Raw genomic sequence first — 23,848 nt, forward strand, 5'->3', positions numbered from 1 at the left:
GTGGCGGACCACGCCCCGCCGGAGCATGCTTCCGGAGCGTGAGCTTCCTCCGTCGGCCGCTCGCCGGGGCGGGGCTCTTGCTATCCTTCCCGACGGATTTATGCCGAACGATCCTGAGGAGAGAGAAGACAGGCAGGGCGACCTCGCGACGGAGCGGGAACGGAAGGTCGAGAAGGCCCGCCGCTACAAGGTCGTGTTCCACAACGACGACTACACGACGATGGAGTTCGTCGTCCTTGTCCTGATGAAGTTCTTCCACCGCACCGAGACGGAGGCCACGCACATCATGCTGAGCGTGCACCACCGCGGCCACGGGGTCGCGGGCGTGTACACCAAGGATGTCGCGGAGACCAAGGTCGCCCAAGTCCAGGACTTCGCCAAGGAGCACGGAATGCCCCTTCGGTTGACCGCCGAGCCGGAATGACCATGCGCATCAGCCCCGAAGTTGAGATCGCCTTTTCGCTCGCCACCCGGGAGGCCTCGCGCCGCCGGCACGAGTTCGTGACCATCGAGCACCTGCTCTACGCGCTGCTCTTCGACGAGGAGACGGCCGAGGTCCTCCGGCACGCCGGGGGCGACACCCCGCTCTTGAAGAAGAAGCTGGAGCGCTTCCTCGACGAGGAGATCGAGGCGCTGCCGGAGGACGCGGACACGAGCCCGACGCTCTCGCTCGGGTTCCAGCGCGTGGTCGGCCGCGCCGCCATGCACGTGCAGTCCTCGGGCAAGAAGGAGCTCAAGGGCGCGAACGTGCTGGTCGCGATGTTCGCCGAGCGCGACTGCCCGGCCGTGACCCTCCTCGGGGAGCAGGGCATCAGCCGCTTCGACGTCGTGAACTACATCTCCCACGGCATCTCGAAGACGGGCCAGGACGACAGCCTCCGCGAGGAGTCGTCGTCCGACGAGGGCGGCGAGCCCGGCGGCGCGCAGCCGATCAAGGATCCGCTCGCCGCGTTCACGATGAACCTCAACAAGGAGGCGGCCGAGGGGCGCATCGACCCGCTGGTCGGCCGCGAGAACGAGGTCGCCCGGACGATCCAGGTGCTCGCGCGGCGGCGCAAGAACAACCCGCTGCTCATCGGCGACGCCGGGGTCGGCAAGACGGCGATCGTGGAGGGGCTGGCGCAGCGGATCGAGAAGAAGGACGTGCCCGCGCCGCTCAAGGACGCGACGGTCTACGCGCTCGACATGGGCGCGCTCCTCGCCGGCACGAAGTACCGCGGCGACTTCGAGAACCGCCTGAAGGCGGTGCTGCGCGCGCTGGAGAAGCAGCCGGGCTCGGTCCTGTTCATCGACGAGATCCACACGATCATCGGCGCGGGGGCCGCGAGCGGCGGGACGATGGACGCCTCGAACCTGCTCAAGCCCGCGCTGGCGTCGGGCCGCCTGCGCTGCATCGGCGCGACCACGTTCCAGGAGTACCGCGGCCACCTCGAGCGCGACAGCGCGCTCGCGCGGCGGTTCCAGCGCATCGAGGTGACCGAGCCGTCGGTCGACGACACGACGCAGATCCTGAAGGGCCTGCAGAAGCGCTACGAGGAGTTCCACAAGATCACGTACACCCAGGAGGCGCTCGAGGCCGCGGCGAAGCTGTCGGCGCGCTACCTCCAGGATCGCCGGCTGCCCGACAAGGCGATCGACCTGCTCGACGAGGCGGGCGCGGCGGCGCGCCTGAAGCACGGCGACGGGTACACGGTCGACACCGCGGACATCGAGCTCGTCATCGCGAAGATGGCGCAGATCCCGCCGCGGCAGGTGTCGACGTCGGACAAGGCGCAGCTCAAGGATCTCGAGCAGTCGCTGCGCTCGGTGATCTTCGGCCAGGACGAGGCGGTGAAGCAGCTCGCGTCCGCGATCAAGCTGTCGCGCGCGGGGCTGCGCGCGCCGGAGAAGCCGATCGGCTCGTTCCTGTTCTCGGGCCCGACCGGCGTCGGCAAGACCGAGCTCGCGAAGCAGCTCGCCAAGGCGCTCGGCATCGGCTTCCTGCGGTTCGACATGAGCGAGTACCAGGAGCGGCACACGGTCTCGCGGCTCATCGGCGCGCCGCCCGGCTACGTCGGGTTCGATCGCGGCGGCCTGCTGACCGAGGCGGCGGCGAAGACGCCGCACGCGGTGCTCTTGCTCGACGAGATCGAGAAGGCGCACCCGGACGTGTTCCAGGTGCTGCTCCAGGTGATGGATCACGGCACGCTGACCGACAACAACGGCAAGAAGAGCGACTTCCGCCACATGGTGCTGATCATGACGAGCAACGTGGGCGCGCGGGAGCTCGCGCAGGCGCGGGTCGGCTTCGGCGAGCGGGGGTCGGCGGGCGACGACGACAAGGCCTACAAGAACACGTTCAGCCCGGAGTTCAGGAACCGGCTGGACGCGCGCATCATGTTCCGGTCGCTGGATCCGTCGGTGATGGGGAGCATCGTCGACAAGTTCATCGGCGAGCTCGCGGCGATGCTCGCGGATCGATCGGTCACCATCGACGTGACCGAGCAGGCGCGGGCGGAGCTCTCGACGCGCGGGTACGATCCGGCGAACGGGGCGCGGCCGCTCGGGCGCGTCATCGAGAACGAGATCAAGCGGCGGCTCGGGGACGAGCTGCTCTTCGGGGCCCTCGAGAACGGGGGGAACGTCACCGTCGACTTCGAAGGGGGCGACTTCACGTTCAAGTTCACCGCGGCGAGCGGGAGCGGGAGCGGGGGGGACGCGGAGAAGGCGAAGGCGAACGGGGCGAAGGTGGAGCCGGCGGCCGTCGGCTAGATCGAGGGCAACGGAGCCAGCGGGGAGGGGTGCCCGTGCGCGCGGGCGGCGGGGGCCCCTCCCGCGAACTCGCGCCTCGTAGAAGGCTGTTGCCATGGGCACGGGGAGAGCCGGTCCGGGAGCGACCCGCTGCGATGCGGGCCGGCGCTCGGATTCGCGGGGCCCTACCCCGCCGCCCGCGCGCACGGGCACCCCTCCCCGCTGGCTCTTCGCGGCTGGCCGGCAGACCGACCCGCGAGCGCTACCTCATCAGGTCGGACGGGCGGAGTTGCGGAGCGCTGGATCAATTCAGCGAGTGCGGCATCGCGAGCGTGAAGGGCGCGATCTCGGCGTCGAAGACGCGGCCGTCCGGGCGGTGCATCTGGTAGGTGCCGCGCATCGAGCCGCGCGGGGTCTCGAGCACGCAGCCGCTCGTGTACTCGAAGTGCTCGCCAGGCTTCAGCGAGGGCTGCTGGCCGACCACGCCAGGGCCGCGCACCTCCTCCACCTTCCCGCTGCCGTGCGTGATGATCCAGTGCCTCGTCCTCAGCTGGGCGGGCTCGGTGCCTTCGTTCGCAATCCGCACCGTGTAGGCGAAGACGTAGCGGTGCTCCGTCGGGGATGACTGCGTGGGGACGTACACCGTCGAGACGGTGACCCGGATGCCCTGCGTGATGGCTGTCGACACAACCACGCACTGCCACCGCTGCGCCGCGCGCACAAGGGCCCGGCCGCGCAAGAGACGCTGGGAGACCGGCAGGAGACCGCCAGGAGACGCCGGGACGGAGACGGCCGGGCTCCCCGAGAGGCGGCGTTGACAGCCTCCAGCCTCATCCGCAGGTTTCGTCGAACCTGGGGTCAACGATCCGTGGAGGAACCCGCCGTGGGCGAACATGACTGTACCGGTGCTCGATGTGCTGAAGGCGAACGGTTCGTCCCGATCGCGATCCTGCCGCCGGCGCGCGGCGAGAGGGCGGCGATGGTTCAAAACAGCGATGCCCCTGGAGGCGTGGGAGAAGGCCCCGGGCCCGGGCTCACGGCGATCGGGCCCGTGATGCCGGAGCGCAAGGTCCGCGAATGGGCCCTCGTGCTGCAGTCGAGCGAGCTTTGGCACGCCGTGCGGTACACCCCGGCAGGCTGGGTGCTCCTCGTGCGCGACGAGGACTACGACTTCGCCGCGACCTCGATCGATCGGTACGAAGCGGAGAACCGCGACTGGCCCCCGCGCCGCCCGCGCGAACGCCCGCGCCACCCGCCGTCCATCGCCGCCGGCGTCGCGTTCGTCGCCCTCGCCCTCTTCTTCTTCCTCGTCACCGGCCCCGCCAGCGGCGGCGGGCGGCTGTTCCAGCGCGGCGCCTCGGTCGCCGACCTCGTCGTCGGGCCCGAGCCGTGGCGCGCCATCACCGCGCTCACGCTGCACGCCGACTCGGCCCACGTGATCGGCAACGTCATCTCCGGGACGGTCTTCGCGTCCGCCGTGCAACGCCGCCTCGGGCCCGGCGGCGCCGCGCTCGCCGTGGTCGCGTCGGGCGCGATCGGGAACTTCGCGAACGCGCTCTGGCACCAGAGCCTCGGCCACCACCACGCCTCGATCGGCGCCTCCACCGCGGTGTTCGGCGCGATCGGGCTGCTCGCCGCCACCCAGCTCATGCTCGACCGCGCGCACGACAAGGACAGCGGCGAGAAGCGACACCTCCTCCAGCTCGTCGCGCCGCTCGTGGGCGGCGCCTCGCTCCTCGGCGCCCTCGGCGCGAGCCCGCGCGCCGACCTCGGCGCCCACGCCTTCGGCCTGCTCAGCGGCGCCGCGATCGGCCTCGTCGCCGGCCTGTCCCTGCGCAACCGGCCGGCGCCGCGCCGGCCCCTCGTCCAGGTCGCCCTCGGCGCGACCGCGACCGGGCTCGTCCTCGGCGCGTGGCAGCTCGCGCTCCGCGCCTGACGCGCGCGCTCAGTCGACCGGCCAGATCCCCACCGTCCCGCCCACCCAGGTCAGATCGCGGTTCTGATCGACCCCGAGCATCCGCCCGCGCGACAGCCGCACCAGGTTGAGCACGAGCGAGAGCTCGGGCTCGCCCGGCGCGCGCAGGAACATCATCCGGACCTCGGCCTTCACCCCGCCCCCGTCCGGCATCAGGAGCGCCGGCTCGTACGCGACCTTCTCCTGGAGCAGCCACCTCGAGCGCTCGCCCTGCGGGATCGCGGCGATGTCCTCGCGCGCGACGTCGACCTTCACCCCGGAGCCCGCGAAGGAGAACAGCGGCTTGAGCACGTAGCGCTCGAGATCCGGCGGCACCTCGTCGAGCGCGCTCAGGAGCCGCGCCCGCGGGACGGCCGGGTGATCGAGGTAGGGGAGCGTGTACTTCGACCAGGTCCAGTACCAGTTCGGGTGCGAGCACCACGTGACGTCGAGCGGCTCGTCGTACCGGAACGGGAGCTCGACCCGCTTCGCCTCGAGCTCGTCGAACACGACGCGGTTGTACAGCCGGCGGACGGGGACGAGCCGCCCGCCCACGCGGCGGAACAGCCGGTCCTTCTCCCGGACGAGCGCCGTCGGGCAGACCGCGTCGACGCCGACGAGGAGCTTCGTCGCCACGAAGTCCGGGTAGGTCTTCTGCTTCTCCGGCGAGAGGTCGAGGAGCACCACCGACTCCTCGGGCTCGCCCGCGAGGATCGCGCGGCGCAGGTGCGCGACGACATCGTCGCGGCTCCGGCCCCCGAAGCAGCACGTCCAGCGCCGGTCGAGCCCCGGCATGCCGGCCAGCACCTCGCCCACGATCTCGGTCTGCACGAGCATGAGCGCGTAGAGCGACGGGAACGCCTGGAGCTCGACCACCTTGGCGTCGAGCTCGCCGTCCGGGCCGCGCACGATCGCGAAGTCCACCTGCGCGCAGTTGGGCAGCGCGTCCATGCCGGGGGCGTCGAGGTGCGCGGGGATGGCGCGCTTCATCTGCGCGATGAGCGCGGGGCTCGAGATCTGCTGCACGATCTCCGTCGCGGAGCGCTCGAGGCGCTCGCGCAAACCCGACGGCAGGAACAGCGGCGTCTCGGCGACGCGGAACGGGATCGCGCAGCCGAGCCGCCGCTCGAGGCGGCCGAGGATCTCCGCGTAGGTCGACGGGCCGAAGGCGGCGTTGAAGGCGCGCCGGAAGGTGGGCTCCATGAATTTTGGTGGTATCACGGCGGCGCGCGCGGCTGCACGACCGACGGCGCCGCCGGCTTGAGCGCGGGAAGCGTCCGCGTCGATCGGATCCGGCTTGAGGCTCCGGGCGCGGAGACTACAGTCGCGGCGAACCCACGCCGAGGCACCCACGATGATCAAGCTCCGCTCCGCCATGGTCCTGCCGCTCGTCGCCGCGCTCGCCGCGGCGTGCTCGAAGACACCCGAGCCGACGGCCACGTCGGCGCCCGAGCCGCCCGCGACGAACAAGGCCGCCGCGCCCGCCCCGACGACCCAGGCCCCGAAGCCGGCGCACCCCGGCGGCCAGCAGGCGGCCGGGGCGGAGCTCGCCTGGGACGCGCCCGCGAGCTTCGAGAGCGCGCCAAACCCCAACGCGATGCGCAAGGCGACCTACAAGATCAAGCGCGCCGCGGGCGACGCCGAGGACGCCGAGCTCAGCGTGAGCCAGGCGGGCGGCAGCGTGGACGCGAACATCACGCGCTGGGTCGGCCAGTTCTCCCAGAAGAGCGAGGACTCCCCGAAGCGCGCCGACCTCAAGGTCAACGACATCAAGGTCGCGGTCGTCGAGATCAAGGGGACGTTCGCCGGCTCCGGGATGCCCGGCATGCCCGCCGGGGAGCCGAAGCCGAGCTACGCCATGCTCGGCGCGATCGCGGAGACGCCCTCCGGCGACCTCTGGTTCTTCAAGATGACCGGCCCCGAGAAGACGGTCACCGGGGCGCGCGCCGACTTCGACAAGCTCCTGAACAGCCTGCGGCTGAAGTGATCGGGCGCGTGGCCGCTGCGCGCCGAGCCTCCGCAGAGAGCGCTCGGCCGCGCGCGCCGCGCCCTCAGCACGCGACGTCGCCCGCGAAGAACCGCGCGAACGCGGGCGGAAGCGCCGCGGCGCCGCCCTCGGCGAGCGGGGGGCGCGCGCTCGAGAGCGTCTGCCAGAGGAGGATCGTCTCGCCCGGGTGATCCCGCCCGATCTCGCGCAGCGCGGCGAGCGCCTTGGCGCTGTACGTGACCTCCCCCGGGACGCCGATCAGCCGCTCCACCTCGGGGATCGCCGCGATCGACGCGGGGGTCGGCGCGCCGTAGCCGGGGCCGATCGCGCGGTGGTCGATCGCGAAGCGGACGGGCGGGAGCCGCTGCCGGGTGAAGCGCGGCGCGCGCCGGGCGAGGAGGCGCTTCATGCTGCCGACCTCGTAGCGGACGACGGCGCGGTTCGAGGCGATGCGCTCGGTGATGCGCACGCCGACGATCGTGGTCGGCCAGCCGAGCATCGCCGCGCCGAGCGCGAGCCCCGCCAGCGTCCCGCCCGTCCCCGAGGGGACGACGATGCGATCGGGGCGCGGCGCCTCGCCGCGCCGGACCTGCTCGGCGAGCTCGAGCATGGCGTCGACGTAGCCGAGGCACGGGAGCGCGGCCGAGGCGCCGGGCAGGATGACGTAGGGCCGATCGGCGCGGCGCAGCGCCCGGATCGCCCGGATCGCGGTGGTCGCGTACCCGCCGCCGTGGACGAGCTCGGCGCCGCTGGCCGCGCCGGCGAGGAGCGCGTCGCGACCGAAGCGGGTGATCGGCTGATCGAACAGGACCGCGGTGACCGCGAAGCCGAGCGCCCGGCCGAAGAGGGCCGTGGCCGTGACCTGCGTCGACGCCAGCCCGCCGACCGTGACGAGCGTCCTCGCCCCGCGCCGCTCCGCGTCCGCGAGCAGGAACTCGAAGCGCCGCACCTTGTTGCCGCCGTAGAGCGGCGAGATCCGGTCGTCGCGCTTGACCCAGACGCCGCCGCGGCCGAGGTAGCCCTCGATCGCCGCGCAGGGGACGACCGGCGTCGGCGCGTGCGCGAGCGGGCGCCAGGGGATCTGCCCCGCGAGCTCGGGCAGCTCGGCGAAGAGCGGCAGCTCGCGCGACGCGGGCAGGAAGCCCGGGGTCGCGCCGTCGACGCCCGCCGCGCCGGCGATGCCCGCCGCGCCGGCCGCCCCGGCGCGGGCGGCTCGCCCCTCGTCGTCGCTCGCCACCCCCTCGCCCCTCGCGCTCAGGCCCGCGCCGCCGCGCCGTGCCCCGCCGGAGGGCCGCCCGGCCCCGCCTGCTCGCCGGCGTCGCCGGGGTCGTCCTCCGCCCCGGCGCCGAGCCGGCCGCCGCGCACGACCAGCGGATCGCGGAGGTACGTGTCCGTCAGCCGCTTCGGCCCCGCGAGGCCGAGCAGCCGGAGCGGCAAGAGGAGCACCGAGAGCACCCACGAGGCGAGCCCGAGCGCGAGCTTGCCCGCGTACGCCTCCGCCACGAGCGCGAGCTTGCGGGCGGCCGACATCGACGAGATCGGCGCGTCGGTCAGGCCGATGCGCATCAGCCGGAGCTCCGCGATCCGCACCGAGTGGCGCACCAGGTCGGGCAGGCGCCGGAGCGCCGGGTGGTCCATCGGCAGGCGCTTCTTCATGAACGCCTCGAGCCGCGACACGCCCCAGAGCGACACCAGCGCGAGGCCGAGCAGCCGCCGCCGGAGCGCGGGCCGCCCCGCGATCGCCTTCCTCGTCTGCTGCTCGCCGAAGTCGACGTGGCGCTCCTCCTGCCGCACGCCGCGCTTCAGGATCGCGACGATCTCCGGCTCGTCCACGGTGTCGATCATCGCGTAGAACGCCTGGAGGACGAGGCCCTCGCCGAGGGCCATCTCCAGGGCGACGTGCTCGGACCAGTCGCCGCCCATGAGGCCGGTGGCGAGGAAGCGCACGCTCCAGGCGGCCTTCTCCGGCGGCGCGCCGAGGATCTCGAGGATGCGGAGGAAGTTGCCGACGTGCTGGAACTCCTCGACGGCCTGGCGCGCGAGGAAGCGCGCGGACTCGAGATCCGGCGCGTTGTAGAGCCAGTGGCCGATCTGGACGCCGGTGATCTCGCCGTAGAGGAACTGCTGGACGGCCCAGACGATGACGTCCTTGTCCTTGACGGGATCGAGCTTGGCGCCGTGGAAATCGAACGCCATCTCTTCGCGGGTCACCAGCATCGATCGGCCTCCAGAGCGGTGAATTTAGCCCAGATCGCGCCCCCGGGCAGGCCCGAGGCGCGCGGTCCCTGTGCCCGAGCGCCCGCCGAGCCCCGCCGAGCGCCCGCCGCGCCCGGGCTCCGGCTCGGCCCGCCCGGGCGGAGGCGGCGTCCGCCGTGGTATACGGCCGCGGCGGCGGCATCAGGAACCGCCGACTTGAACCTCAGGAGAAGCACCATGGCGCGCGTCCACAACTTCAACGCCGGCCCAGCCGGGCTCCCCCTCCCCGCCCTCGAGCGCGCTCAGCGCGAGCTCCTCGACTTCGAGGGGACGGGCATGTCGATCATGGAGCACAGCCACCGCGGCAAGGCGTTCGAGGCGGTGCACAACGAGGCGATCGCGCTGCTCCGGCAGCTGCTCGGCCTTTCGGACGACTACCACGTGCTGTTCATGCAGGGCGGCGCGGCCATGCAGTTCGCCGTCGTGCCGATGAACCTCCTGCCGCCCGGCAGGAGCGCCGACTACATCCTCACGGGCGGCTGGTCCGAGAAGGCCCTGGAAGAGGCGAAGCGCGTCGGGACCGTCCGCGTCGCCGCGAGCACCGCGGTCGACAAGCGTTACACCCGCATCCCCCACCAGAGCGAGCTCTCGCTCGATCCGAACGCCGCGTACGTCCACATGACGACGAACAACACGCTGTTCGGGACGCAATGGCACTGGCTGCCCGAGACGGGCAACGTGCCGCTCGTCGCCGACATGTCGTCCGACATCCTGTGGCGCAAGATGGATATCTCCAGGTTTGCCCTGATTTACGCGGGCGCCCAGAAGAACATCGGGCCGAGCGGGATCACGGTCGTGATCGCCCGCAAGGACATCGTTGACAGCGGGCGAAAAGACATTCCCGTCATTTTCCGTTATGCCACTTACGCTGCGAACAACTCGCTCTACAACACACCTCCGACATTCGCAATCTACCTCATGCGCAACGTGCTCGCGTATACGCTTGAGATCGGTGGGCTCGAGGAGGTCGAGCGACGGAATCGCAAGAAGGGTGAGCTGCTGTACGAAACCCTCGATGCACACCCGGATGTGTTCCGGGCCCCGGTCGAGAAGGAGAGCCGCTCGTTCATGAACGTGGTGTTCCGGCTTGCCAGCGAGGAGATGGAAAAACGCTTTGTCGCGGAGGCGGCAAAGGAGGGTATGGTGGGGCTCGCCGGACACAGGTCGACCGGGGGTATCCGGGTTTCGATCTACAACGCAGTATCCGTTGAATCGGTGGAGCGCCTTACGGCGTTCATGCGGGACTTCGCCAAGAGGGCTTGACCGCGCTGGGAACACGACATTCTCGGTAATTCCAGGTTCGCCTCGGTTTCCACCTGCGTCTCCGGCGAACCTCCCCCCAATTCGTCGCGTCCCAACCTTCAGCCCGCTTGACGTTGTTCCGCCCGGTACAACAGGCCCCCCGCGGAAAGGGCCTGTCGGCCTTTCCGCAGCTGGGAGGGAGGCGGTGAACGCCGCTTCCCGATCGGCGCCGGGAGGGGATGGCGAACGCTGAATCCCCGACCGGAACCCGGGAGGGGACGGCCATGCCGGCCTCGGACCCGCCCGGGAGGGGACGGCGAGCGCCGCCCCCTCCCGGCTCAGAGGCCCCGTTCGGAGACCTGAATCGAGCGAGCCAACCGTAAGGAGAGGATGATGGCGAGCATGGATGATCGTGGGATGATTTCCAGGAGTGAGGAGGACCAGGAGGAGAGAGGGGCCTCGCCGAGCGAGCCCCCGCCGTCGTCAGCGACGCAGAAGCAGGCAAATGAGCGGCAGCAGCGTGGGTTCGCCGCCATGGATGAGGAGCGTCAGCGCAAGATCGCCAGCAAGGGCGGGAAGGCAGCCCACGAGAAAGGCACGGCCCACGAGTTCACGCGCGACGAGGCCCGTGCCGCCGGCAAGAAGGGCGGTGAGGTCGTCAGCCAGAACCGCAAGCACATGGCCGAGATCGGTCGCCGGGGCGGCGAGCGCGTGAGCCAGGACCGGGCCCACATGGCCGAGATCGGCCGCAAGGGCGGCGAGGCCGTGAGCGGCGATCGCCAGCACATGGCCGAGATCGGTCGCCGGGGCGGCGAGTCGCGGGGAGATCAGCCGCGGGAGAATCAGCCGCGCTGATCGAGGGGGGAGCGGCCCGGCGCCGAGGCACCGGGCCAGCCCTCGGCACGCTTGCGCGGTCCACGGCCCGGGGCTCCCGGCCGTGGCCGCAAGGTGCGCCCTCGTCAGCTCGGCGCGATCGCGCCCAGCGAGACGTCGCTCGGCGTCTCCTTCGGGCCGGGGATCCACTCCTCGTCCGGCTCTTCCTGCGGGAGCACGACCGGGGCGCCGTCGTAGCGCAGGCGCTTGCCGGGCCAGACGAAGGTACGGAACAGGTAGGCGAGGAGCGACGGCTGATCGAGGTTCGGGTGGATGAACGGCGCCACGCGCCTCGCGTGCTCGGCCGGCAAGAGGCTCCAGTGGAGGCCGGGCTCCATGTGGTGGATGGAGTGGAAGCCGTTGTTGTACGTCCACCAGTTGACCAGCCGGCCGACGAAGTTGCGCGAGTGGTTGTACTCGCTGTCCTCGTCGCAGCCGTCGTGCTGGAGGTAGTTCATCGTGACGATCCCCCACGCGGCGTACTGGTGCGGGATCAGCACGTAGATGAGGAACTTCTCCCAGTCGAGCGCGAGCAGGGCGCCCATCGCGCCGAGGAACACCGCCGACTCGAGGAGCATCTGCCGGAACCACGGTGGGTTGCGCCGGTACATCGCCTTGAAGTAGCGCATGTCGGCGGGCAGGATGTCCCGGACCACGCGGCTCATGAAGAGGAGCCCGTTCAAGAGGTTCCAGCGATAGCGCACCTTGGTCGTGCGCATCACGTCGCGCCGCGACTGCGTGTACTTGTGATGGCTGAGGTTGTGGCCGGGCACGTAGGCGCTGACCGGGTGCCCGTACGTGAGCGTGAGCGCGACCTGGAACGCGCGGTTCATCCACCGCCGCCGGAAGACCGGGCAATGGACCGAGTTGTGGGTCGCGACGGCGCCGAGGAACGAGAACACGCAGGTCATCGCGAGGAGCGGAATCGCGAGCCAGAGCGCGCGCGGCGCGTAGACCCATTGCACCGCCACGAGGGCGAAATAGGTCGCGACGAAGAGGAGCGTCTTGATGTCGGCGCGGTACCGGAGCATGGCTGTTCTTCACGGGTGCGAGGGCCCCGCGCGCCGGACCGACCGGCAGCGCGCCGGGCGCTGGCCGGTCCGAACGGGCGCGGCAGCCCGTCATCCATCGTCTCGGCGCCCTTCGTACCGCATTTCGTCACAGCCGGAAGCCCCGAAGTTGCATTCCGACGGGCGCTGGACGCCATCGCGCGCGACATCCGTGTTTCACGCCGATGTCCCGCGCGCGGTGCGATCGCCTCTACGCACCTCGCGCCCGAGAGCCCGGGTGCGGGAGCGATGCCGCGGGTGCTCTGCGGAGCGCGAGGCGGAGCGCTCCGGCGCGCTCCGCCGCGCTCCGGCGCGCGTTCGGCGGGCACGGCTCGCGCTTGACGATCCCTGCGCGAACCGCCAACGTGGCCGCGTGAGCTCATCCCCTCTCGGTTTCGATCCGAACGGTCCTGCGGTTGGCCACGGGATCTACGGGCTGCCGCACACCGCCGAGGACGCTCGGGTGGTCCTCATCCCGGTGCCCTGGGAGCCGACAGTGTCCTACCGCCGCGGCGCCGCCAAGGGGCCGGCGGCGATCCTGCGGGCCAGCCGGCAGGTCGACCTGTTCGACTTGCACACGGGCCGGCCGTACGAGCAGGGCATCGCGATGCTCGACGTCGACCCGGACATCGTCCGGTGGAACGCGGAGGCGTGCGCGGCGGCCGAGCCGGTGATCGCGGCGCAGGGCGAGGTCGCCGGCGATCGGGACCTGGAGGCGCGGCTCGAGGCGGTGAACGCGCTGTCGCGCCGGTTGAACGAGCGCGTCGCCGAGATCGCGAAGCGGTGGATGGAGCGGGGCAAGCTGGTCGGGGTGGTGGGCGGCGACCACTCCGCGCCCTACGGCACGATCGCGGCGCACGCCGAGCGCTACCCCGGGATGGGGATCCTCCACGTCGACGCGCACGCCGATCTGCGCGACGCGTACGAGGGGTTCACCGACTCCCACGCTTCGATCATGCGCAACGTCGCGACCCGGCACCCGAAGATCTCGCGGATCGTCCAGGTCGGGCTGCGCGACATGAGCGAGGACGAGCTCCGGTTCATCCGCGAGTCGAACGGCCGCGTCGTCGCCCACGTCGACGCCGCGATCGCCGATCGGCTCTTCGAGGGGGAGCCGTTCCACCTGATCGCCGACGCCATCGTGGAGGACCTCCCGGACGACGTCTACGTGACCTTCGACATCGACGGGCTCGATCCGACGCTGTGCCCGAGCACCGGCACGCCCGTGCCCGGGGGCCTGTCGTTCCCGCAGGCCGTCGCGCTGATCGGCCGCATCCACAGGAGCGGCCGGCGCATCGTCGGCTTCGACCTGAACGAGGTCGCCCCCAAGGACGACCACGACGAGTGGGACGGCAACGTCGGCGCCCGCCTCCTCTACAAGCTGATCGGCTTCACGCTCCTCTCGCAGGACAACGCCCAGAACAATCGCTAGGCCGGCGGTCAGGCGAGCGCGCGGCGGTAGGTTTCGATCGCGAGGTGCACGTCGAGCGTGCCGGCCATCTCGCGGCAGGAGTGCATGCTCAGCATCGGCGCGCCGACGTCGACCGTGGCGATGCCGAGCGCGGCCGCGGTGATCGGGCCGATCGTGCTGCCGCACGGGAGGTCGCTGCGCACGACGAAGCGCTGCGGGGCGTAGCCCGCGTCGTGGCAGAGCGCCTCGAGCTCCGCCGCCGTCGCGCCGTCGGTCGCGTAGGACTGGTTCACGTTCGACTTGATCACGAGCCCGCGGTTGATCTGCGGGGCGTGGCGCGGCTCGTGCTGGTCCGCGTAGTTCGGGTGCACCGCGTGGGCCATGTCCGCCGAGACGAGCAGCGAGCCCGCCATCGCCCGGGCGAACGCCTGCGGCTCGCGCGCCGGGTACGTGTCGACGATCCGCGCGAGCACGTCGCGCAGCACGCTGCCCGCCGCGCCCACCGCGCTCCGGCTGCCGCACTCCTCGTGGTCGTAGAGCGCGACGACCCGCGTCGCCGCGCCGGGGGCGCCCGCGCCGATCAGCGCGGCCGTCGCGGCGTGGCAGCTCGCGAGGTTGTCCAGGCGGGATGCGAAGATGAACTCGTCGCCGAGCCCGCCGATCGACGCCTTGAGCGTGTCGTACAGGCAGAGATCGAAGCCGAGGACGGCGTCGCGCGGCGCGTCGACCGCGCGCGCGAGCAGGGCGCTCAGGTCCGCCTCGCGGCCGAGGCCGATCACGGGGGCGAGGTGCTTCTGCGCGTTCAGCACGAGCCCCTCGGAGTTGACCCCGCGGTTCAGGTGGATCGCGAGGTTCGGGACGCGCGCGACGGGGCGGCCGAGGTCGACGAGGTGTCGCTCGACCCGGCCGTCCCTGCGGATGTGGACGCGGCCGGCCACGCTGAGGTCGCGATCGAGCCAGGTCGAGTACAGCACGCCGCCGTAGACCTCGACCCCGAGCTGCTGGTAGCCGCTCCGCGAGAGCTCGGCGCTCGGCTTCACCCGGAGGTTCGGCGAGTCGGTGTGCGCGCCGATGACGCGGAAGCCGCCGACCGCCGGGTGCTCGGCCCCGGCGACGAACGCGACGATCGTCGACCCGCCCCGGATGATGTAGCGGCGATCGCCCGGCGCGACCGCCCAAGCGTCGCGCTCCCCGAGCTCCGAGAAGCCCGCGGCCGCGAGCCGCGAGGCGACCTCGCGGACGGCGTGGTACGGCGTCGGCGAGCGATCGATGAAGGCGCAGAGGTCGCGCGCGGCCAGGGCGCCGCGCTCGCGCAGCGCCGACATCTCGTCCGCGCTCTTCGCGAAGCGCTCGCCAAGGTCGGTCGATGGCTTGGGATCGCCTGGGCGATCGAGGATCTCGGGGGTCGTCATGAGGTGGGGGCGCCGAGTCTAGCAGAGCCGCCGCGCGCCCCGCCCGGCGCGCGCTCGCCTGGCCGCGCCCCGTGCCCGCGCGCGGCCAGGCCAGGCGAGCGCGCTGCGCGCCCTCGCGCCGACATGGCGGCCCACGCGGCCTTTGCGCCATGGTATCGCCCACCGCCGCGCCGCGCCGGACCCTCCGGCCCCGCGCCGCAACGGAGACGCGCCCCGATGTACCGCCTCGTCCGACCGCTCCTCTTCGCGCTGCCGCCCCGCCTGGCGCACGAGCTCGGCATGCTCGCGCTCGCCCCGCTGGAGCACGCCGCCCCGCTCCGCGCCCTCGTGCGCGCCCGCCTCGCGCCCCGGGACGGGCGCATCGCGGTGCGCGCCATGGGGCTCGACTTCCCCTCCCCGCTCGGCGTGGCCGGCGGCTTCGACAAGGACGCCCGCCGGGCCCGCGCGCTCGCCGCCCTGGGCTTCGGCTTCGTCGAGCTCGGGACCGTCACGGCGCAGCCCCAGGCCGAGAACCCGCCGCCGAACCTCTTCCGCCTGCCGGCCGACCGGGCGCTCATCAACCGGCTCGGGTTCCCGAACCAGGGCGCGGCGCGCGTCACCGAGCGGCTCTTGGGCCGCGGCGGCGCCGCGGCGGTCGGCGTGCCGGTGGGCATGTCGATCGGCAAGTCCCGCGTCGCGCCGCTCGATCCGATCGAGCCCGCGATCGAGGACTACCTCGCGAGCTTCCGGGAGGTGCGGCGCGCGGCCGACTTCGTCGTGATCAACGTCTCGTCGCCGAACACGAAGGACCTCCGGGCCATGCAGGGGCCGGCGATCGCGCGGGCGCTGCTCTCGGCGATCATGCGGGAGAACCGCGGCGCCGGGAGGCCGCTGCCGCTGCTCGTCAAGGTCGCCCCCGACCTCGGCGACGAGGAGCTCGAGGCGCTGCTCGCCGTCGTGGAGGAGGTCGGCCTCGCCGGCGTCATCGCGACGAACACGACCGTGCGGCGCGACGGGCTCGCGACGAGCCCGGCCGCCGTCGAGGCGATGGGCGCCGGCGGGCTCAGCGGCCCGCCCTTGCGGCAGCGCTCGCTCGCGATGGTGCGGCGGATCCGCGCGCGCCTCGGGGGCGGCGTCACGGTGATCGGCGCCGGCGGCGTCGAGTCGGCGGAGCACGCGATGGACCAGCTCGAGGCGGGCGCCGACCTCGTGCAGCTCTACACGGGCTTCGTTTACGGCGGCCCCCTCCTCCCCGCCGCGATCGCGCGCGGGCTGTCGGAGCTCGTGGCGCGCGCCGGCGCGCGGTCGGTCCAGGATCTCGTCGGAGGCCGGACGGGCAGCGCTGCGCGCGCTGCTATGATCGGCCATGGAGCTTGAAGCGCACGTCCACGGCACCATCCGCGAGATCCCGGAGAGCGAGTGGAACGCGCTCCACGGCGCGAGCGAGGCGCCGTTCCTCTCGTGGGCGTGGTTCGACGCGCTCGAGCGGACGGGGTGCGTGGGCGAGGAGGCGGGCTGGCTGCCGCACCACATCACGCTCCGGGCCGAGGGGGTCCTGCTCGCCGCCGCGCCCGCGTACCTGAAGGACAACAGCGAGGGGGAGTTCGTCTTCGATCACGGCTGGGCGTCGGCGTCCCACCAGCTCGGCGCGCCGTACTACCCGAAGCTCGTCGTGGCGGTGCCGTTCACGCCCGCCACGTCGCCGCGCCTGCTCGTGCGACGGCCCGAGGATCGCCCGGCGCTCCTCGCGGTGTTCGCGGAGACGCTCCGCGAGCTGGTGGCGCGGAGCCGCATCTCGGGCGCCCACGTCCTGTTCCCGACCGCGGACGAGGCCGCCGCCCTGTCGGAGGCGGCGATGGCCCACCGCTGCGGCATCCAGTTCCAGTTCGAGAACGAGGGGTACGGGTCGCTCGACGACTTCCTCGCGCGCTTCAACGCGAAGCGGCGGCACCAGATCCGGCGCGAGATGCGCGAGGTCGCGAAGCAGGGCCTGTCGATCGAGACGCTGCGCGGCGCGGACATCACGCCCGAGATCGTGGACCTGATGTTCGGCTACTACGTCTCGACGGTCGAGAAGTTCGCCTGGGGCCGGCAGTACCTGAACCGCGCCTTCTTCGAGGAGATCACGGCCCGGCTCCGCTCGTCCGGGGAGCGCGCCGGGGGCAAGGGCGGCGTCGAGGTCGTCCTCGCGCGCGACGGCAAACGGCCCATCGCGGGCGCGTTCAACATCGCCGGGCCGACGACCCTCTATGGCCGTTACTGGGGCGCCTCCGAGGAGCGCCCCTTCCTCCATTTCAACGTCTGCTACTACCACCCGGTCGAGGACTGCATCGCCCGCGGACTGCGCCGCTTCGAGCCGGGCGCGGGCGGGTCGCACAAGCTCGTACGCGGATTCGCACCGAGCATCACCCACAGCGCCCACCACCTCGCGCACCCGCGCCTCGACGCGGCCGTGCGCGATTTCCTCGTGCGCGAGCGCGCCGTCGTGCGCGCGAAGACGGCGGACAGGAGCGTGGCATTCCGCTGAGCGCGCCTCTCGACGCGCGGTGTTGACGGGACGCGCTCCCGGGAGACATGCTGTCGGGCATGCGCGCCTTTCTTGCCCTCCTCACCTCCTCCATCGTCGTCGGGCTCGCCGCGAGCGGCGGCTGCTCGAGCAGCCCGGCGGCCGACGCCACCTCGACGGCCGCGGCGGCGACGGTCGCCGGCGCCGGCGGCTCGCTCGGCTTCGGCTGCTTCGGCGGCAGCCCGGACGGGCGGTGCACGATCCTCGCCCAGGTCTCCGAGGACTGCGGCTGCCCCGATTGCGCGGACTCGGCGAGCTGCCTCGGCTTCTGCAAGGACGACGGCGCCTGCGATCTGCGGCCCGACGCTCCGGACGGCGAGGATTGCACCTGCCCGGACTGCGCCAACAGCGTCGCCGAGTGCAGCCCGTCGCGCGGGTGCAACAGCGACATGGGGTGCAACGCCAACGAGGACTGCACCTGCCCCGATTGCACGGACACGCCGCGGTGCACGGACCATTGCACGGACAACGGCTCGTGCGCGCCGTACTTCGAGGGTTGCTCCTGCGCCGATTGCCGCTCCGCGGAGCGGTGCGGCGGCGACGCGGCCACGACCGCCGCGGCCACGACGGGCGGCGGCGAGGGCGGCGGCGGCGGCGGCGCAGGCGGCGACGCGGCCGGCACCGGCGGCAGCGGCGGCAATGGCGCGGGCGGCGATCCGGCCGGCGCCGGCGGCAGCGGTGGGGTCCCCGGGACGGGCGGCGCGGGCGGCGCCTAGAGCGGTTTTCGCTCGGGTTCGATGCAGGCGTCTTCCGTGCTTCGTCCCTCGTCCCCGTCCCTCGTCCCCGTCTCTCGTCCCCGTGCACGTCTGCGTGCGCGTGCGCGTGCGCGTGCGCGCTGACTCCGGGGAATCGCGCACGCGCACGCGCACGAGGGACGAGCACGGGAGACGGAAGACGGAAGACGGACGGCGGAGGACGGGAGACGGAAGACGGGAGACGGGAGACGGGGACGAGAAACGGCGCACGGTGGTTCAGCCGCAGCTGAAAACCACTCTAGAAAGAACAGAGAGGGCGCGGCCGAAAGACGTGTGCGGCCTCACGGCTTCGCGGTCAGCCCGTGCTTCCTCAAGAACATCCGCACGTGGTGGCGCTCCATGCCGGCGCGGCGCGCCATCTCGCTGACGTTGCCGCCCGTGGCGCGGATCAGCTCGCTGAAGTAGCGCTGCTCGAACGCCGCCACGGCGCTCCGCTTCGCCTCGCCGAAGGCCGACGTCGGCGCGACGACGTCGCCGCCGCCCTCGAGCGGGAGGATCGCCGCGATCGCCTCGGCCCCCGGCGGCAGGCTCGCGGCCACGCTGGTGACATTCATGAGCTCGCGGACGTTGCCCGGGAAATCGTGCTGGCCGAGCGTCGTGGTGATGAGATTGACCATTTCCAGCGAGCGCTCCGGGCACCCGAGGCGCGCGCAGACGCTCTCGACGAGCAGCGGGATGTCCTCGCGCCGCTCCCGCAGCGGCGGCAGCTCGATGCGCATCTGGGCGATCCGGAAGAAGAGATCGCTCCGGAAGCGCCCGGTGTTCATGCTGCGGCCGAGATCGCGCCGCGTCGCCGCGATGATCCGCACGTCGACGGGCTCGTAGACCCGCGACCCGACGCGCTTGAGCTTCCGCTCGGACAGCACGCGGAGCAGCTTCGGCTGGAGCTCGGGCGGCAGCTCGCCGAGCTCATCGAGGAAGATCGTCCCGCCGTTCGCCTCGTGGAAGGCGCCGCCCTTGCGCTCGGTCGCCCCCGGGAAGGCGTCCCGCTCGTGCCCGAACAGGAAGCTCTCGGCCAGCGCGCCGGGCAGCGAGGCGCAGTCGACGACGACGAACGGGCCGCCGCGCCGGCTCGAGCTGTCGTGGATCGCCTGCGCCGCGAGCTCCTTGCCCGTGCCGGTCTCGCCGGTGATGAGCAGCGACAGCTCCGTCGCGGCCACCTCGCGCAGCAGGCGGAACAGGTGGCGCATCCGCGGCGAGGCGCCGATCAGCGGGCCGAAGCTCTCGTCGAAGCCGACGTCGACGCGCTCCTTGTCGAGCGGCTCGAAGCCCAGCACCGAGCCGCCGACCTGGATGGCGCACGCGGCCGTCAGGATCGCCTCGCGGATGCGCACCGTCGACACGAACGTCCCATTCTTGCTGCCGAGGTCGCGGACGAGCACGCCGGGGCCCTCGGCGCGCAGCTCGCAATGCGTCGAGCTGACCTCCGGATCGTCGACGACCACATCGCAGCTGGGATCGCGCCCCACCACGACCGGCGCGATGCCGATCTTGACCGGCTCCCGGCCCGCCGCCCGCAGCGTGCCGCCGCGAACGAACCACTGCACCGCGCGAGCGCGGGTCGCATCCCTCGTCGAGCTCATATCCAACGGTTATTCGATTTCCCCGGACTTGACCACATCCACGTACGACCCCGCCACCACATGGCCGCGCCCACCTCGGCGCACCGGGTACGCGCATTCCGGAGGAGCCGCAGCGTCGCGTCAAAAAACTTCACAATCACGAGAGATATCAGGAAAAAATTCACATCAAGCGATGTACGGAGCGCATGGCGGGAGAACCCCTAGAGGGGTTAGACTACGGGGCTACGCAGGAGATGAAGCGGGCGATTGTCCAGTCCGCTCCATCGGGCGTCGTTGAACGACAGCCCACCTTGGCTGCTTCGACGGTATGTCGATCAACGAGGCTCCGGGGGGCCGCACCCCCGGGTCCTTTCAACGCGGGGGCGCGCGCAGGCGCCCCCGGCTGAGGATGCTTATGCCGAGAACTGGATGGTACCTCCGGAAGCGCGCCGCGACGGCCCTCGGGCTCCTCGGGCTCACCGCGGGCGCGGGCGCGCTCGCGGCCGGGTCGAGCGGCTGCACCGGCGACGCGGGCGGCCCGTGCATCTCCGACGAGCAGTTCTTCGCCGAGAAGGTGTGGGTCCCCATCCTCTCGACGAAGTGCATCGGCTGCCATAACCCGCAGGGGCAGGCCGCGAAGTCGAAGCTGATCCTCGCCGGGAGCAGCGAGGCGGGCTTCCTCGACAAGAACCTCGCGACGTTCAAGTCGCTCGCGGGGCTCGAGCTGAGCGGCGAGTCGTACGTGCTCCTCAAGCCGACGAAGAAGGTCGACCACGGCGGCGGCCACGTCATCGACGCGGACGGCGCCGACTACGAGGCGCTCCGGGAGATGGTCGACCGCACGAAGGAGCCGTCGTCCTGCGAGACGGACGTCAACGCGTCCTTCGCCGGCGTGGTGATGAGCGGGCCGGAGGACACGCTCCGCGCCGCGGCCCTCGAGATCGCCGGCCGCCTGCCCACCGAGGCCGAGGCGCAGGCCGTCGCGCAGAGCGGCATGGACGCGCTGGACCCGATCCTCGACCAGATGCTCACGGAGGAGGCGTTTTACGTGAGGCTGAAGGAGATCTACAACGATCTCTTCCTCACCGACCGCTACCTGAACGGCGAGGCGGCCGTCGATCTGCTGAAGAGCGACGCGTACGACGCGAAGTGGTACAACAGCCTCCCGCAGGATCCCGCGCTGGTCGAGAAATACGGCGCGCGCGACCTGGAGGACGCCATCAACAAGGTGAAGACCTGGACGAACCGGGGCGTCGGGCGGGAGCCGCTCGAGCTCATCGCCTACATCGTGCGCAACGACCGGTCGTTCAAGGAGGTCCTCACGGCCGATTACACGGTCGTGAACCCGTTCTCCGCGAAGGCGTACGGCGTGACGGCCGAGTTCCAGAACGACGCGGATCCGGAGGAGTTCGTGCCGGTGAAGCGCGACCCGATCCCGCTCGCGGGCGTGCTCACCTCGCCGGTCTTCCTCAACAGGCACCCGACGACGAGCACCAACAGGAACCGCCACCGGGCGAGGATGGTCTATCAGTTCTTCCTCGGCACCGACATCCTGAAGACCGCCGAGCAGCCGCTCGACCAGACGAAGATCACCGACTTCAACCCGACGATGAACAACGCGGCGTGCACCGTCTGCCACGCCGCCCTGGATCCGCTGTCCGGCGGGTTCCACAGCTTCGACTCCTCGGGCCGCTACAAGGCGGACGACACCTGGTACGAGGACATGCGGCCGCCGGGCTTCGGCGCCGAGTCGGTGCCGTTCAGCGAGTTCCCGAGCGCGCTCTCGTGGGTGGCGAAGCGCGTCGCCGACGACCCGCGCTTCGCGCTCGCGGCCGTCTACACGATGTACACGGGCCTCACCGGGCAAAAGCCGCTCGTCGCGCCGACGAACGACGATCCGGAGTTCAGCGCCAAGTTCCGGGCGTACCTCGCCCAGTACCACGCGTTCAACGCGATGGCGCACGACTTCGCCGACAGCGATTACAACCTGAAGACGGTCGTCAAGGCCATCGTCAAGAGCCCCTATTTCCGCGCGCGCAACGTCGCGCAGGCGTCGTCCCAGGGCGATCCGCTCGCGCAGCTCGGCGGCACGCGGTTCCTCGGGCCCGAGCAGCTGCACCGGAAGATCTGGGCGGTGACCGGGTATCCGTGGCGGCCGAGGGCGTTCGAGGACGACGGCAACCGCTACGACTACCTGCTCCGGCGCGACGCCTACCGCCTGCTGTACGGCGGCATCGACTCGGAGGAGGTGATCCAGCGGATCACCGAGCCGAACGGGATCATGGCCAACGTCGCCGACCGGATGGCGAACGAGATGGCGTGCATCTCGGTGCCGCGCGACCTCTGGCTGCCGCAGGAGGAGCGGCTGCTCTTCCCCTTCGTCGAGACGACGTTCGAGCCGCGGGACACGAACGATTTCGACGTGCTGCCGGCGGTCGAGGCGATCAAGAAGAACATCCAGTACCTGCACAAGCGGGTGCTGGGCGAGTCGCTCGAGATCGGAGATCCGGAGATCGAGCGGACGTACAAGCTCTTCGTCGAGACGTGGGAGGAGGGCAAGGCGGGCATGAAGAAGCCGGAGGGCGAGGAGGGCCGGCTCTCGACGTGGCTGCCGGGCCCCTGCCAGGTGAACAACGACTACTGGACCCGCGACGGTCTGCCCGACGAGGAGAAGCTCCAGCGGGACCAGAACTACACGATCCGCGCGTGGATGAGCGTCATGACGTATCTCCTGTCGGACTTCAGGTTTCTTTACCAGTAGGAGCAGCCATGGAACGTCGAGATTTCCTCAAACTGGCATCTATGGCGGGCCTGGGCGTCGTCGCGGCGGGCGCGCTGTCGCGGGACGCCGCGGCGGCCGGCCCCTACGAGGGCCCCCTCTGGATCAACATCCACGCGAGCGGCGGCTGGGACCCGACGAGCCTCTGCGATCCGAAGGGCGCGATGAGCGTCGAGGAGCAGAAGACGCGGGACGCGATGAACCGCAGCTACCTGCACGAAGAGATCGGGACCGCCGGCAACATCAAGTTCGCGCCGGTCGGCGGCAACGCCGAGTTCTTCAAGAAGCATTACAGCCGGCTGCTCATCGTCAACGGCATCGACACGTCGACGAACAGCCATGACGCGGGCGTGCGCAACACGTGGTCCGGGACGCTCCGCGAGGGCAAGCCGGGCTTCGCGGCGCTCGTGGCCGGCGTCCACGGCGGCGCGCTGCCGATGGGGTTCATCAGCAACGGCGGCTACGACACCACGGCGAACGTCGTGGCCGTCACCCGCGTGCCCGACACCGGCCTCCTGCAGCGGCTCGCCTACCCGAACAGGACCGATCCGTCGAACAGCGAGAACCGCGAGCAGTACCACACCGACGCCACGATGACGCGGATCCTCGAGGCGCGGCAGGCGCGGCACATGGCGAAGCTCGAGCAGCAGCGCCTGCCCCACGTGAAGCAGGCGATGAGCACGCTCTTCACCTCGCGCGTCGGGCAGAACGAGCTCAAGCAGCTCATCCAGTTCCTGCCCGCGGAGTTCGAGCGGGCGTCGCTGCGTCGGCAGGCGCAGGTCGCGCTCGCGGCCTACCAGGCCGGCATCTGCGTCAGCGCGAACCTGTCGATCGGCGGGTTCGACACCCACGGCAACCACGACGATAGCCACATCCCGCGGCTCACCGACATCTGCGACGGGGTCGACTTCCTCCTGACCGCCGCGGAGGAGCAGGGCATCGCCGACCGGATCGTCATCGTGGTGGGCTCGGACTTCGGGCGGACGCCGGGCTACAACGAGGGCAACGGCAAGGACCACTGGAACATCACGAGCATGATGATGGTCGGCGCGGGCATCCCGGGGAACCGGGTGATCGGCGCGACGGACGAGCGGCACAACCCGCTCGAGGTGGATCCGGTGACGCTCGCGCCCAAGGAGGGCGGCGTGCGGATCAAGCCGGGGCACATCCACAAGGCGCTGCGCAAGCTCGCGAAGGTCGCGGACGACCCGCTCGCGCAGCGGTTCCCGCTCTCCGAGGAAGAGGACCTGCCGATCTTCGGCTGACGCGCGCCGCGGGCGGAGGGCCGCTCCC

At 71.5% G+C, this 23,848-nt stretch carries 19 protein-coding genes; 12 read left to right on the top strand and 7 right to left on the bottom strand.

Annotation, left to right across the window (positions count from 1 at the left end; genetic code table 11):
* The first annotated feature begins 100 nt into the window (after positions 1-100).
* Together clpS and clpA are read left to right on the top strand one after the other, a co-directional pair.
* Positions 101-424, top strand: coding sequence for an ATP-dependent Clp protease adapter ClpS (clpS, locus tag WME83_RS26525; RefSeq protein WP_020737250.1), 324 nt, complete (start codon positions 101-103; stop codon positions 422-424).
* The gene (gene clpA / locus WME83_RS26530; RefSeq protein WP_437312484.1) at positions 421-2,751 is read left to right on the top strand and encodes an ATP-dependent Clp protease ATP-binding subunit ClpA; all 2,331 of its coding nucleotides are present in this window, start codon (positions 421-423) and stop codon (positions 2,749-2,751) included. The genes clpS and clpA overlap by 4 nt, the downstream gene beginning before the upstream one ends.
* A gap of 283 nt (positions 2,752-3,034) precedes the next feature.
* Here the strand turns inward: clpA and apaG are convergent, their stop codons facing one another.
* Positions 3,035-3,418 carry a Co2+/Mg2+ efflux protein ApaG gene (gene apaG, locus WME83_RS26535; RefSeq protein WP_061627952.1) on the bottom strand — a complete coding sequence of 128 codons (384 nt, stop codon included), beginning with the start codon at positions 3,416-3,418 and terminating at the stop codon, positions 3,035-3,037.
* A 321-nt stretch (positions 3,419-3,739) separates the two neighbouring features.
* Between apaG and WME83_RS26540 the strand changes: the two genes are divergently transcribed.
* Positions 3,740-4,666, top strand: coding sequence for a rhomboid family intramembrane serine protease (locus WME83_RS26540; protein WP_437312485.1), 927 nt, complete (start codon positions 3,740-3,742; stop codon positions 4,664-4,666).
* A gap of 9 nt (positions 4,667-4,675) precedes the next feature.
* Here WME83_RS26540 and WME83_RS26545 read toward each other — a convergent pair whose 3' ends face one another.
* On the bottom strand, positions 4,676-5,887 hold the full coding sequence (locus WME83_RS26545; protein WP_437312486.1) for a hypothetical protein: 1,212 nt from the start codon (positions 5,885-5,887) through the stop codon (positions 4,676-4,678).
* A gap of 151 nt (positions 5,888-6,038) precedes the next feature.
* On the opposite strand from WME83_RS26545, the gene WME83_RS26550 reads away from it, so the two are divergent.
* Positions 6,039-6,671 carry a hypothetical protein gene (locus WME83_RS26550; protein ID WP_437312487.1) on the top strand — a complete coding sequence of 211 codons (633 nt, stop codon included), beginning with the start codon at positions 6,039-6,041 and terminating at the stop codon, positions 6,669-6,671.
* 64 nt (positions 6,672-6,735) lie between these two features.
* On the opposite strand, the gene WME83_RS26555 is transcribed toward WME83_RS26550, so the two are convergent.
* Positions 6,736-7,908: a 1-aminocyclopropane-1-carboxylate deaminase/D-cysteine desulfhydrase gene (locus tag WME83_RS26555; protein ID WP_437312488.1), complete on the bottom strand. Its 1,173-nt coding sequence runs from the start codon at positions 7,906-7,908 to the stop codon at positions 6,736-6,738.
* Positions 7,909-7,925: 17 nt separating this feature from the next.
* Positions 7,926-8,888, bottom strand: coding sequence for a ferritin-like domain-containing protein (locus WME83_RS26560; RefSeq protein ID WP_437312489.1), 963 nt, complete (start codon positions 8,886-8,888; stop codon positions 7,926-7,928).
* Positions 8,889-9,104: 216 nt separating this feature from the next.
* On the opposite strand from WME83_RS26560, the gene serC reads away from it, so the two are divergent.
* Positions 9,105-10,190 carry a 3-phosphoserine/phosphohydroxythreonine transaminase gene (serC, locus tag WME83_RS26565; RefSeq protein WP_437312490.1) on the top strand — a complete coding sequence of 362 codons (1,086 nt, stop codon included), beginning with the start codon at positions 9,105-9,107 and terminating at the stop codon, positions 10,188-10,190.
* 513 nt (positions 10,191-10,703) lie between these two features.
* The gene (locus tag WME83_RS26570) at positions 10,704-11,024 is read left to right on the top strand and encodes a KGG domain-containing protein (RefSeq protein ID WP_020737259.1); all 321 of its coding nucleotides are present in this window, start codon (positions 10,704-10,706) and stop codon (positions 11,022-11,024) included.
* A gap of 104 nt (positions 11,025-11,128) precedes the next feature.
* On the opposite strand, the gene WME83_RS26575 is transcribed toward WME83_RS26570, so the two are convergent.
* Complete coding sequence (locus tag WME83_RS26575; RefSeq protein WP_437312491.1) at positions 11,129-12,073, bottom strand: fatty acid desaturase family protein; 945 nt, start codon at positions 12,071-12,073, stop codon at positions 11,129-11,131.
* 391 nt (positions 12,074-12,464) lie between these two features.
* On the opposite strand from WME83_RS26575, the gene WME83_RS26580 reads away from it, so the two are divergent.
* On the top strand, positions 12,465-13,523 hold the full coding sequence (locus tag WME83_RS26580) for an agmatinase family protein (protein ID WP_437312492.1): 1,059 nt from the start codon (positions 12,465-12,467) through the stop codon (positions 13,521-13,523).
* A gap of 8 nt (positions 13,524-13,531) precedes the next feature.
* Here the strand turns inward: WME83_RS26580 and WME83_RS26585 are convergent, their stop codons facing one another.
* Entirely contained in the window at positions 13,532-14,827 is a 1,296-nt protein-coding gene (locus WME83_RS26585) for a M18 family aminopeptidase (RefSeq protein WP_437322047.1), read from the bottom strand.
* Positions 14,828-15,130: 303 nt separating this feature from the next.
* Between WME83_RS26585 and WME83_RS26590 the strand changes: the two genes are divergently transcribed.
* From WME83_RS26590 to WME83_RS26600, 3 genes are read left to right on the top strand one after another with little or no spacing between them, the layout of a single operon-like run.
* Positions 15,131-16,270 (top strand): quinone-dependent dihydroorotate dehydrogenase, encoded by a 1,140-nt coding sequence (locus WME83_RS26590; RefSeq protein WP_437312493.1) that lies wholly within the window; start codon positions 15,131-15,133, stop codon positions 16,268-16,270.
* Entirely contained in the window at positions 16,260-17,420 is a 1,161-nt protein-coding gene (locus WME83_RS26595) for a GNAT family N-acetyltransferase (RefSeq protein ID WP_437312494.1), read from the top strand. Before WME83_RS26590 ends, WME83_RS26595 begins: the two co-directional genes overlap by 11 nt.
* A gap of 59 nt (positions 17,421-17,479) precedes the next feature.
* The gene (locus WME83_RS26600) at positions 17,480-18,175 is read left to right on the top strand and encodes a hypothetical protein (protein ID WP_437312495.1); all 696 of its coding nucleotides are present in this window, start codon (positions 17,480-17,482) and stop codon (positions 18,173-18,175) included.
* 320 nt (positions 18,176-18,495) lie between these two features.
* On the opposite strand, the gene WME83_RS26605 is transcribed toward WME83_RS26600, so the two are convergent.
* Positions 18,496-19,797, bottom strand: a complete 1,302-nt coding sequence (locus tag WME83_RS26605; protein ID WP_437312496.1) for a sigma 54-interacting transcriptional regulator — start codon at positions 19,795-19,797, stop codon at positions 18,496-18,498.
* 394 nt (positions 19,798-20,191) lie between these two features.
* Here WME83_RS26605 and WME83_RS26610 point away from each other — a divergent pair, with 394 nt between their 5' ends.
* Together WME83_RS26610 and WME83_RS26615 are read left to right on the top strand one after the other, a co-directional pair.
* Positions 20,192-22,537 carry a DUF1588 domain-containing protein gene (locus WME83_RS26610; RefSeq protein WP_437312497.1) on the top strand — a complete coding sequence of 782 codons (2,346 nt, stop codon included), beginning with the start codon at positions 20,192-20,194 and terminating at the stop codon, positions 22,535-22,537.
* Between the two features lie 8 nt (positions 22,538-22,545).
* On the top strand, positions 22,546-23,820 hold the full coding sequence (locus tag WME83_RS26615) for a DUF1501 domain-containing protein (RefSeq protein WP_437312498.1): 1,275 nt from the start codon (positions 22,546-22,548) through the stop codon (positions 23,818-23,820).
* Positions 23,821-23,848: the final 28 nt, after the last annotated feature.

The sequence above is a fragment of the Sorangium sp. So ce385 genome (assembly GCF_051474135.1).
Classification (GTDB): Bacteria; Myxococcota_A; Polyangia; order Polyangiales; family Polyangiaceae; genus Sorangium; species Sorangium cellulosum_D.